The sequence below is a fragment of the Emticicia sp. BO119 genome (genome assembly GCF_013912375.1).
In the GTDB taxonomy this organism is placed as follows: domain Bacteria; phylum Bacteroidota; class Bacteroidia; order Cytophagales; family Spirosomataceae; genus Emticicia.
On record NZ_JACETV010000017.1, the window covers coordinates 1 to 11,804 of the forward strand.

11 protein-coding genes are annotated in these 11,804 nt (G+C 28.4%); all 11 read left to right on the forward strand.

Annotated features, from left to right (window positions below):
* Nucleotides 1–269 precede the first annotated feature (269 nt).
* The 11 genes from H1R81_RS27110 (at nucleotide 270) to H1R81_RS27160 (ending at nucleotide 11,522) form a co-directional block, all read left to right on the forward strand.
* Nucleotides 270–1,025, forward strand: coding sequence for an IS5 family transposase (locus tag H1R81_RS27110; protein ID WP_409013577.1), 756 nt, complete (start codon nucleotides 270–272; stop codon nucleotides 1,023–1,025).
* A 20-nt stretch (nucleotides 1,026–1,045) separates the two neighbouring features.
* Nucleotides 1,046–2,083, forward strand: coding sequence for a GNVR domain-containing protein (locus tag H1R81_RS27115; protein WP_181843903.1), 1,038 nt, complete (start codon nucleotides 1,046–1,048; stop codon nucleotides 2,081–2,083).
* Nucleotides 2,084–2,093: 10 nt separating this feature from the next.
* Complete coding sequence (locus H1R81_RS27120; RefSeq protein WP_181843904.1) at nucleotides 2,094–3,368, forward strand: nucleotide sugar dehydrogenase; 1,275 nt, start codon at nucleotides 2,094–2,096, stop codon at nucleotides 3,366–3,368.
* A 10-nt stretch (nucleotides 3,369–3,378) separates the two neighbouring features.
* A complete protein-coding gene (locus H1R81_RS27125) occupies nucleotides 3,379–4,512 on the forward strand; it encodes a DegT/DnrJ/EryC1/StrS aminotransferase family protein (RefSeq protein WP_181843905.1) in 1,134 nt (377 codons plus the stop codon).
* Nucleotides 4,502–5,083 (forward strand): acyltransferase, encoded by a 582-nt coding sequence (locus H1R81_RS27130; RefSeq protein ID WP_181843906.1) that lies wholly within the window; start codon nucleotides 4,502–4,504, stop codon nucleotides 5,081–5,083. The genes H1R81_RS27125 and H1R81_RS27130 overlap by 11 nt, the downstream gene beginning before the upstream one ends.
* Complete coding sequence (locus tag H1R81_RS27135) at nucleotides 5,080–5,979, forward strand: Gfo/Idh/MocA family protein (protein ID WP_181843907.1); 900 nt, start codon at nucleotides 5,080–5,082, stop codon at nucleotides 5,977–5,979. The genes H1R81_RS27130 and H1R81_RS27135 overlap by 4 nt, the downstream gene beginning before the upstream one ends.
* Before the next feature lie 81 nt (nucleotides 5,980–6,060).
* The gene (locus H1R81_RS27140) at nucleotides 6,061–6,927 is read left to right on the forward strand and encodes an FkbM family methyltransferase (protein ID WP_181843908.1); all 867 of its coding nucleotides are present in this window, start codon (nucleotides 6,061–6,063) and stop codon (nucleotides 6,925–6,927) included.
* Nucleotides 6,924–8,231 (forward strand): polysaccharide biosynthesis C-terminal domain-containing protein, encoded by a 1,308-nt coding sequence (locus H1R81_RS27145; protein WP_181843909.1) that lies wholly within the window; start codon nucleotides 6,924–6,926, stop codon nucleotides 8,229–8,231. The genes H1R81_RS27140 and H1R81_RS27145 overlap by 4 nt, the downstream gene beginning before the upstream one ends.
* Nucleotides 8,232–8,472: 241 nt before the next feature.
* Nucleotides 8,473–9,624 (forward strand): glycosyltransferase, encoded by a 1,152-nt coding sequence (locus tag H1R81_RS27150; protein WP_181843910.1) that lies wholly within the window; start codon nucleotides 8,473–8,475, stop codon nucleotides 9,622–9,624.
* Nucleotides 9,611–10,843: an O-antigen ligase gene (locus tag H1R81_RS27155; protein ID WP_181843911.1), complete on the forward strand. Its 1,233-nt coding sequence runs from the start codon at nucleotides 9,611–9,613 to the stop codon at nucleotides 10,841–10,843. The genes H1R81_RS27150 and H1R81_RS27155 overlap by 14 nt, the downstream gene beginning before the upstream one ends.
* On the forward strand, nucleotides 10,818–11,522 hold the full coding sequence (locus H1R81_RS27160) for a class I SAM-dependent methyltransferase (protein WP_181843912.1): 705 nt from the start codon (nucleotides 10,818–10,820) through the stop codon (nucleotides 11,520–11,522). The genes H1R81_RS27155 and H1R81_RS27160 overlap by 26 nt, the downstream gene beginning before the upstream one ends.
* Nucleotides 11,523–11,804: the final 282 nt, after the last annotated feature.

The following is an 11,804-nucleotide window of genomic DNA, read 5'->3' on the forward strand; positions in this document are numbered from 1 at the left end:
GGTATAAAAGCCCCTATAAATATTTACTTCAAAGGAATGTAGACATGAAAAATCCCATTCATGAAGCTGATTTACAAAACAATTAAATCAATTAAAGTGTCCAATTAATTGCATTTGAGACAAAAACTTAGAAACTGTTTGAGTTAATTACATAAAAAAAGGTAGAGCCAAAGATATTGTAAATTTGATTTGTGAAGAAAAAATATACAACCGCGCGACGTCCGCAGACCTAAGCCCTACCGATCGGAGCGCCGAAGCGATGGCAATATATAGCACAGTATTTACAAAACCAAAGAAAGCCCAAATGGGAGCTCCAAAGAATCTTAGAGGGGATATTCTATTTGTGTAAGAATGGTTGTAATTGGCGAGATTTGCCGGATAATTTTCCTCCTTGGCAAACGGTTTACTGGCGGCCGCCGCTGCGGTACTTCAGGAAATGGAGTAATGAAGGGGTTTATGATTTGATAGTCAGCAAACTAAGAGAGGCACAAAGGAAAGGTTTAGGGAAAGAACAGACGCCAAGTGCTGCAATAATAGACTCTCAGAGTGTAAAGAATACCTCCTTTTCAACGAAGGAGGTGGGAGTAGATGGAGGTAAGGGAATCAAGGGTCGAAAGCGACATATTCTAACAGACACTTTAGGGAATTTACTAGCTGTAAAAGTTCATCCGGCTAATATTCATGACAGTAAATCAGCCCAATTAGTTTTAGCTAAGATGATTGAAAATAGTGTAGAATTTCCACGATTAAAGAAAATATTTGCAGACAAAGGATATAGAGGACATTTGTTTAATTGGGTAAAAAAGCATCTCAAATGTCAATTAGAAATTGTAAAAACCTATTCAAAACTTGCTAATAATGGCAAAATGATGGTATCTCCTAAAAGGTGGGTAGTTGAGCGCAGTTTTGCATGGGTGAATCATTATAGGCGTTTAAGCAAGGATTTTGAGAGATTAACAGACAATAGTGAGAGTTTTGTTAAAATTGCCTTCATCAAATTATTTATAAAAAAATTAAAGACTTAACTCAAACAGTTTCTTAAAGTATGGAAGACTTACAAAATAATATTATAAGAATTAATTTTCAAGCGTTTTTGAAAGCCATTTGGAAAGAAAAATATTACTTTTTGCTCATATTTATATTATTTGTTAGCCTTGGTTTGTGGTATGCTTTTTATTTACCTGAACAATTCACATCAGAAGGTAAAATTCTGCCAGAAGTTCAATCAAAAAACAATAAATTTGGTGGTTTATCGGGACTAGCTAGTTTAGCTGGAGTTGATATTGCCACTCTAGAGGGTACAGAAGCTATTAGACCTGATTTATATCCAGACATATTAAAGAGTACACCATTCTTTTTATCACTTCTTCATTATAAAGTTACTACTAAAAATAACAAAAATTTAACCTTTGAACAGTTCTATCATCAAATGATAGAAAAAGGAAAGGAGATTCCTGAAAGAAAAAATAAAAGATTTCCTGTTAAGGAAAATGGTTTTCTTGTATTAAATCAATTAAATGAAGATAGAATTTTAGAATTGAAAGAGCGAATACAAGCTAACATTGACAAAAAGAGCGGTATTATAACTATATCGGTTAAAATGCCTGACCCTGTTGTTTCGGCAGATATTGCCCATTTCTCAATGGTTTACTTAACAGAATATATTAAAAATTATAGGGTAGATAAGTTAAAAAAGGATCTTGATTTCTTGGAAGAACGAGTTAATATGGCTAGAGGGAAATTTTATAGTAATCAAACAAAAAAGGCACAATATAGTGACCAATTTCAATTACCAACTATTCGTTTACAATCTGCTGATGTTCAACGAGAACGAATCGAGTCGGAATATCGGATGTCTTCATCTTTTTATAATGAATTACTTAAAAAGTATGAAGAAGCTAAAATCAAGTTACAACAAGAAACCCCGGTTTTTCAAATTTTAGAGCCTCCCAGGGTACCAACGAGAAAAAGTGAACCAAAGAAATTATTAATTCTATTAGGAGCAATGTTTCTAGGTTCTGTATTAGGATTAGTATTTATTCTATTAAAGAACAGTAATTTTAAGCAAATAATATACAGTTGAATATTTAATAATGGATATAAATAATACTCATATTACTATTATAGGTCTAGGCTATGTAGGTTTACCTCTAGCTGTAGAATTTGGCAAAAAATATCCAACCATTGGATTTGATATTAATGAAACAAGAGTAAGAGAACTCCAAAATGGACACGATAGAACAAGAGAATTAACTAAAGGGCAATTAGAGGAGGCAAACAACTTATCTTTTAAATCAAAATTGGAATCTGTGCCTATAGAATCTAAATATATAAATATCTTTATAGTTACTGTTCCTACACCAATTGACGCATTTAAGAAGCCTGATATTAATCCTCTTCTTAAAGCCTCTAAAACTATAGGGCAAATTCTTAAAAAAGGAGACATTGTCATATATGAATCTACCGTATATCCTGGATGTACTGAAGATGATTGTGTGCCTGTTATAGAAAAGGAAAGTAATTTAAAGTTTAATAAGGATTTTTTCTGTGGCTATTCTCCTGAAAGAATTAACCCTGGTGACAAAAACCGGACTTTAACATCTATACTGAAGATTACCTCTGGGTCAACTTCTGATGTTGCTGATTTTGTTGACAATTTATATAATTCAATAATTAAGGCAGGTACATATAAAGCACCTTCTATTAAAGTAGCTGAAGCAGCTAAATTAATAGAAAATTGTCAGCGTGATATTAACATTTCATTTGTCAACGAGCTTTCATTAATATTCGATAGAATGAATATCGACACAAGTGAAGTTTTAGAAGCAGCAGGAACAAAGTGGAATTTCCTAAAGTTTAAGCCTGGTTTAGTAGGAGGACATTGCATAGGAGTTGATCCATATTATATGATTCATAAAGCTGAACAGTTAGGATATTTTCCAGCATTAATTGGGGCTGGAAGAAGGGTAAATGACAATATGGGTCTTTTTGTTGCAAATAAGGTTATTAAATTATTGATACAAAAAGGAATCCAAATAAAAGGTGCAAAAGCTTTAATTTTAGGTATAACATTTAAAGAAAATTGTCCAGATATAAGAAACACTCGGGTTATAGATATATATTCAGAATTGTTATCTTTTGGTTTAGATATATCAATTTATGATCCTTGGGCCGATAAGGAAGAAGTAAAAGAAGAATATAATATAGAATTGGTTAATGAATTAACGTCAAACTATCAAGCTATTGTCCTAGCTGTGAGTCATGAAGAATTTAATTATCTTAATTTTTCTTCTTTAACAGAAAAGAATCATGTGGTTTTTGATATAAAATCTGTTCTTGATAAAAAGAAAGTAGATGGTAGACTCTAAAAAAAAAATTATGGAAAAAATTCAAATGGTTGATTTGTATAATCAATATCTTCATATTAAAGAAGATATTGACAATGCCATACTAGAATGTATAGAATCTAGCCAATTTATAAAAGGCAAACAATTTGATCAATTTCAACTTAATTTAGCTGAATATTTAAATGTTAGTAAGGTAATTGCATGTGGGAATGGGACTGATGCTCTTCAAATCGCTATAATGGCATTAGGATTAGAAAAAGGGGATGAAGTAATTGTACCAGCGTTTACTTATGCAGCAACTGCGGAAGTAATTGGTTTATTAGGTTTAACTCCTGTAATTGTAGATGTCGATTATGATACATTTAATATCACAGTAGATAAAATTAAAAATGCGTTAACAAATAAGACAAAATTAGTTGTGCCTGTTCATTTATTTGGTCAATGTGCTGATATGGAACCCATTATAGAATTAGCTAATCAACATTCTTTTACGCTAATTGAGGATACTGCACAAGCTTTAGGGGCAAATTATACATTTAAAAATGGATTTTCTAAAAAAGCGGGTTGCTTAGGTAATATTGGTTGCACTTCATTTTTCCCATCAAAAAATCTTGGTTGTTTTGGAGATGGAGGTGCGGTTTATACAGATGATAACTATCTTGCTGAAAAAATAAAGATGATCGCAAGTCATGGACAATCAAAACAATATGTCCACGAAGTTATTGGAGTTAACTCAAGATTAGATAATATACAAGCTTCTATTTTATTAGAAAAACTTAAACATTTAGATAATTATAATTTAAGTAGACAAGAAGTTGCAAATTTTTATGATAGTGCATTAGGAAATATTAATAATATAATTATTCCTGCCAGAGAAAAAAAATCAACTCATGTTTTCCATCAATATACAATAAAAGTAAAAAATAACCAAAGAGACGCTTTAAAAAAATATCTTAGCAATCAAGGGATTCCTTCAATGATATATTATCCTAAAGCATTGCATCATCAAAAAGCATTTGCAAGTTTGGTGAAGCGTGGAGGTAGTTTAGAAATTTCTGAGCAACTATGTAGTGAAGTATTATCTCTACCTATTCATACAGAGATGTCAAAAAATCAATTGCAATACATTGTTGATCACATAATACACTTTTTTTATGAAAATTAATTTTTTTGCTCATGAGACAGCAATTATTGATAAAGGATGTAAGATAGGAAAAGATACTAAAATCTGGCATTTTTCTCATATAATGTGTGATTGCATAATTGGGAATTCATGTAATATAGGTCAGAATGTTGTTGTATCTTCAGGGGTAACGCTAGGAAATAATGTCAAAGTCCAAAACAATGTATCTATTTACACAGGAGTTACGTGTGAAGATGATGTCTTTCTAGGTCCTTCTATGGTATTTACCAATGTTATTAATCCAAGAAGTGTAATTAATAGGAAAAATCAATATCTAAAAACTAATGTCGGTAAAGGAGCTTCAATAGGTGCGAATTCAACTATTATCTGTGGAAATGATATAGGTGAATATGCATTTATAGGTGCAGGTGCAGTAGTTACTAAACAAGTTAAAGCTTATGCTTTAGTATTAGGAAATCCAGCTAAGCAAGTTGGATGGATGAGCGAATATGGGCATCGCTTAATTTTTGATGAAAATGGTATTGCCGAATGTATAGAATCAAAAGAAAAATATTTACTAAACAATAATCAAGTTAGCAAAATAGATTCATGAAAAAGTTTGCATTAATAGGTGCTGCAGGTTATATAGCTCCAAGACATATGAAAGCTATCAGTGAGACAGGTAATCAACTAATAGCAGCATACGACCCTTATGATGGTGTTGGAATAATGGATAGTCATTTTCCTAACGCTGATTTCTTTACAGAATTTGAGCGTTTTGATCGTTATATAGACAAACTAAGAAGACAGGGGAACCAAGTAGACTTTGTTAGTATTTGTTCTCCAAATTATTTACATGATGCACATATTCGTTTTGGGCTACGTTCAGGCTGTAATGTAATTTGTGAAAAACCATTAGTATTAAATCCTTGGAATATTAGTGCTTTACAAGAAATTGAAGAAGAAACAGGAAAAAGAGTATATACTATTCTCCAATTAAGATTACATCCAAGTATTATAGCATTAAGAGAAAAAGTATTGAATGGGCCTAAAGATAAAGTTTATGAAATAGATTTAAAATATATAACCTCAAGAGGAAAATGGTATCATCGTAGTTGGAAAGGAGATATTTCAAAATCTGGTGGAATAGCCACAAATATTGGTGTACATTTTTTTGATATGCTTCTTTGGGTTTTTGGAAATATTAAAGAAAATATAGTGTATCAACATGAAAGTGATACTGCTGCAGGCCTTTTACGATTGGACAGAGCTAATGTAAATTGGTTTTTAAGTATTGACTATAATCAAATTCCTGAAGAAACTAGGGTTCAAGGTAAACGTACCTTTAGAACTTTAAAAATGGAAAAAGAAGAAATTGAATTCTCCGACGGATTTACAGAACTCCATACTAATAGTTATAAAGAAATATTAAATGGTAATGGATTTGGTTTATCGGAATGTCGAAAAGCTATAGAAATTGTTAGTGAAATTAGAAAATTTAAGTTTTAAACAAAAAAAAATAGAATGTTAATCTCTTACAAAATAATACATTTAAAATAAGGCATACGTATTTCTGAATATATAGACAAAATGAAAAATATAATTAAAAGAATATATAAATTAATACCATTCAAACCTCATTTATTTAAAATACTCAGAGCTTTTTGGATTCCTACAAAAAAAATAAGGAGTTTGTTAAGATTTAATGGAATCGTTAAAATAAATATTTTGGATGATCTTTCTTTTAAAATGATTTCCAATATGTATACTATAGAAAATGAATTTTTTTGGTTAGGTCAATCAAATAAGTGGGAAAGAGAGTCCTTAAATATTTGGAAAAAATTATGTATTGGAAAAGATATAATATTTGATATTGGAGCAAACACTGGTATATACTCTCTTATAGCAAAGACAATAAATACAGATTGCAAAGTATACGCATTTGAGCCGCAGCCTAATATTTATAAGTCCCTCAGCGAAAATAATACATTAAATCAATTTGATATCATTTGTGAGCCCATTGCGCTATCCAATATTAATGGTGTTGCAAGCTTTTTTAACTATGGAACATCTGCATTTGAGAGTAACTCAACTGCTGGGAGTCTAAATAAATCACATCGTCCTCAAAATCAATCTTCTATTAAAGTTAATTGTCAAACATTAGAATCATATATAACTACTAATAAACTCTCTAAAATTGATTTAATGAAGATTGATGTTGAAACTCATGAGGTGGAAGTTTTAGAAGGTATGAAAGACTACCTGAATAAATTTAAACCGATAATATTAATTGAGATTATTGATAATACAGTTGGGGAGAAAATATCTGAAATTTTTTCAAAACTTGGTTATAATTTCTTTTATATTGATGAAGATAAAGGTATTTTTAACGTTAAGGATTTAAAACAAAGAAAACACAACAATTATATACTTTCTCAATCCAAAATACCTGTATGATTAAAAGTGGCACGTTTACATTATTCGTAAATGTTTTCCAAAGTATAGCCTCTATTTTTATAAATATTTTTTTGATAAAGTATTTTGGAACGGAATTAAAGGGAGATTATGATTTTTTTATCGCTAACTTAAGTCTTGGAAATATTTTTATTAGTCTTTCATTGCCAACAGGGATTATATATATAAGTTCGAAATACAATATTACTCAGAAAAATTTTCTGCTTTTTCTCATCAGTTTATCATTAGTTCAAACTTTATTAATACATCTTTTATATCAAATTCTATTAATTTTTAATTTTGACTTTTTCGCTCGTCTTTCAAGTACAAATGTAAGGATTGAGATACTATTTCTAAGCTGTTTAGTGTTAAATCTACTCTATCAATACTTAAAATCATATTTTATAGGAATTCAAAAATTTAGGTTAACCAACATTAGCGATTTGATAAGAATTTCATTGTATTTAATACTAATTGTCTTATTTAAATACTTCTTTAGTAAATTTTTTAATTTTAATTCTCTAATCCTGATTTACATTTCATCTTTTTTTATAGTATCAATTTTATTAATCAAAAATTTACGAGATGTTAATAATAAAATTCAAAAGCCAAATAAGTTTATAATCTCAGAATTAATAAAATTTTCTCTTCCTAGCTATTTTGGGAGTCTTATACAATTTTTAAATTATCGGCTTGATATTTTTATTGTATATTTCTTCTTAGGTAATATAGCCTTATCTGAATACAATTTTACAGTCTCTATTGCAGAGGGATTACGGTTACTTCCTGGAGCATTTGCAGCAATAATTTTACCAAAAGTGGCCTCAAATTCTTTAAATAATCAAAATTTATCTCGAATAGCTATTACAAGTAGAATAATATTAACAGTTTCATTTCTTATTGGATGTATTATATGGATTATTGCTTTTTTTGTACTACCAACCTTCTTTAAAAATGAATTTAAGAGTAGCATTTGGATTTTAGGTATTCTTCTGCCTGGAATTTGTTTATTTAGCATAAATACCATTATAGCTTCTTATTTTGCGGGGATAGGGAAGCCAGTTTACAATTTAAAAATAGCTGTTTTGGCACTAGTTTTTACCCTTTTATTTGATATTTTATTAATTCCTACTTTTGGAATAATAGGTGCTGCTATCGCTAGTACAATATCTTATTCTATTAGCACAATAGCAGTATTATTATTATTAAAAGTGAAATATAAAATAAAAATACAAGATTTTATATTTATTAATTGTAAAGATTTAAAAATGATAAAGAATAACCTATTAATAATTTTTAAACAGTAATTTTTCGTTAAATAACTACTTTAGCATTACTAAGACCCTTATTATAATTGTAGGTCACACTATAAGATATATTACTTTATCGTTATATATAAGTTATCTATCCACGAAAAGCTTTAATTTTACTAAATATTTTAAAAGTAGTGCTTATATATTATAAAGCAATATATCAATGAGCTTAGTTTATTATTAATATATCTATAGCTTTAAATAAAATTTGACAAAATAATTAAACAAGGCTATAATGAAAATATTAATTCTTCCAAGTTGGTACTCAAGAGTAAATAATTCCAACTTAGGGATCTTTTTTAAGGAACAAGCACTTTCTTTACGTAAATTAAATATAAATGTAGCCCTTTTATATGCTGAATTATTAGGATTACATTTAATTGTTAAGTTTTCTAACTATTGTCTTTTCAAAATAGAACAAGAAGATTCTAATTTACCAACCTGGAGACTGAAAGGAATTAGTTTTATACCAGCCAGATATAGATTAGGAAGATTGTTTTGGGTTTATTCTACTTTATTCCTTTTTAAAAAATACATAAAATCTAATGGACTACCTGACTTAATACATGCTCATAGTTACTGGGCAGGTTTAGTCGCAATGAAGATAAAAAAAATATATAATATACCTTACATTTTAACTGAGCATTCTTCAATATTTCTTAATATGAAAGAAGTTGAAAAAGTTAAAGGCATAATCCAAAAGAGCTTTTTGTGTGCTAATTATATAACAACTGTTAGTTCTTCGCATGCAAAATTAATACAAGATAGAATCAATATAAATCCAAAAATAATTATTATACCCAATTTCGTCGATACAGAATATTTTAAACCCAATAGATCAGGAAATATAGGCAATAGTAATCTTGTTACAATTGGAAATTTATCTAATTTGAAGAACCACATTGAATTATTAAAAATACTAAATGATATTAAAAACGATAACCCTAGCTTAACATTTAAATTAAAGATAATAGGAGAGGGTGAAGAAAGGGAGAAGCTAACTAAATTTATTTATGACAATAATTTAGTTGAAGAAGTAATATTATTAGGAAGCCAATCAAGAGATAGTATTAAAAAAATATTAAATAATAGCGACTTATATTTGCATTCAAGTAAATATGAGAGTTTTGGTGTATCTATGTTGGAAGCTTTTTCAATGGGCTTACCTATATTCTCTTACAATTGCGGTGGTATACACTCTGATTTTTGTTCAAAGAATATTCTAGTTTTTAATGATTTTTATCAATTTGGAAATAAGTTGAAAGATTTTCTTTATGGTAAATTTTTTTTCAATTCCCAAGAAATAAGAGATGAAGCTATATCAAAGTTTAGCGAAAAAGAAATAGGCAATAAATTATTATCATTGTACGAAAATGTTAAGAATTAGTTTTAAAAAAAATAGTTTAATTTTGTCAATGTTAATTATCTCTGGAGGAATTGGTACTTATCTTTTCCCAATTAATATATTAGGTGGAAATCTTTTTGCTTTTAGAATTATAGTGGTTATCATATTTATTAATATAATGCTAAAACATATTAATATGATTTTTGGGCTTTTTAACAGCTTATCACTATTTATTTTTAAGATGCTGATTTTTATTTGGTTCTTTATTCCACTAATAACACTTTTTTTAGTTTCAAATTCAAAAATTGCGCTAATAAATTATTTTAATATAGTATTTGGATTAATAACTTTTATAGTAATATTATTTTATTTAAAGAATTTTAAGAATTCTTTATCTATTTTAGTAAAAAGTATAAGTTTTATTTGTATAATTAATCTGGTAATTAATTATATAGAACTCATTACATTTAAACATTTAGATTATACCTTTGTTGATTCGTTACCTGATTATGCTAAAGAAATCCCAATAGCATATGGTTTTTTTGGTAATCCAAATAATAACGCTTACTTTCTTTGTCTATCTTTACCAATATTGTATTTAGACTTTAATAATAATAAAAAGAAAGTTATATTAATTTCTCTCTTAACTTTTATATCTATATTATTTTCATCGTCAAGATTATCATTCATAGGGTTACTTATATTCTGGTCGTTTATGTTTTTTGCTAATTTTAACAAAAATAAAAAGACTTTCATATCTATTTTTATAACATTATTGGGATTTCTAGTTTTCTACATTAAAGACATAATTACTCTTTTGGAACTTAATGCTTTAATTATTTCTTCAGATAATTATAATACTTCTTCCAGCGAAGTAAGATTACAACATTTTCATAATATGTTCTACTATTTGAAAGAAACCTATGGGTTTGGACTTGGTCCTGGCGGCTATGAATCTTTAGGGAATAATATGCGAGGGCACCCTGAATCAATTAGCCCTCATAATTTTTTTGTTGAAGTTTTTACAGACTATGGTATATTAATTGGCGTTTTATTAAGTATTTCATTAACAATAAGAATTTTTCTTGAGAGAAAATCCACAAATAAAAGAATAAATTTTCTTTTAACGTTATTTGGAATTTTATTTTTAATTCTATCTCCTCAAAATAGCGGATATCTGAAAAATCAAATTACATGGATGTTTTTAGCAATTGTTTTTTCAAATTTTAATGATAATGAATTTAATACAGATGAACTATAATTTAAAAAAGGATATAATTCAATGGGATATTGAGATATGGAGTAAAAGTCTGGATTTTTGGGGAGATGAAATTAATATTTCAACTCCATTAAAATGCCTCGAAATAGGCTCAAGACAAGGGGGATTATCGTTATGGGCAGCTATTTATGGAAATTCCGTTATATGTTCCGACCTTTTTCTCCCTTCTGACTCTGAATCTGTAAGGAATTTACATACAAAGTATGACGTTACTAAAAATATATCATATGAAGCTATAGATGTTTTAGATATTCCTTACGATAATTATTTTGATATAGTTTTAATGAAATCAGTTCTTCCTTCATTAGGAGACTCAAAAGATATGGAAATTCAAAGAATAGCTTTAAAATCAATTTTTAAATCTTTAAAACCAGGTGGTAAACTTCTATTTGCAGAAAATTTAGAAGCTACTTTTTTGCATAGAATTTCTCGCAAATGGTTTGTTAAATGGGGCAAGAAAGTAAAGTATCTAAAAACTAATGAAGTAATAACTTTATTAAATGAATTTGGTGAGTTAAAGTTTATAACTAAAGGTTTTTTTTCAAGTTTTGGTAGAAATGAGACTCAAAGAAAGTTTCTTGGAAAAATTGATACTCTATTAGATAAAGCAACTCCTTCCCAATGGAAATACCTTATGATTGGAATTTTAAAGAAGAAATAAATTAAAAATTCTAATTACATTAAAACATTAGGTAGTCCTAAAAATGTAATGCTATTTTTATCTTTGTAAAAAGAACAAAGATGAACTGTAGTCATTGTAATAGCGAAAATACTAAAAGGAATGGTCATACCCATTATGGTAAGCAAAACTATTTATGTAATAATTGTAATCGTCAATTTGTGGAGGGAGGTCAGGATTGGTTTGTGAATGAATCTGATAAAATTCTTATTAACAAGTTACTTTTAGAGAGAATATCTTTATCTGGTATTTGCCGAGTATGTG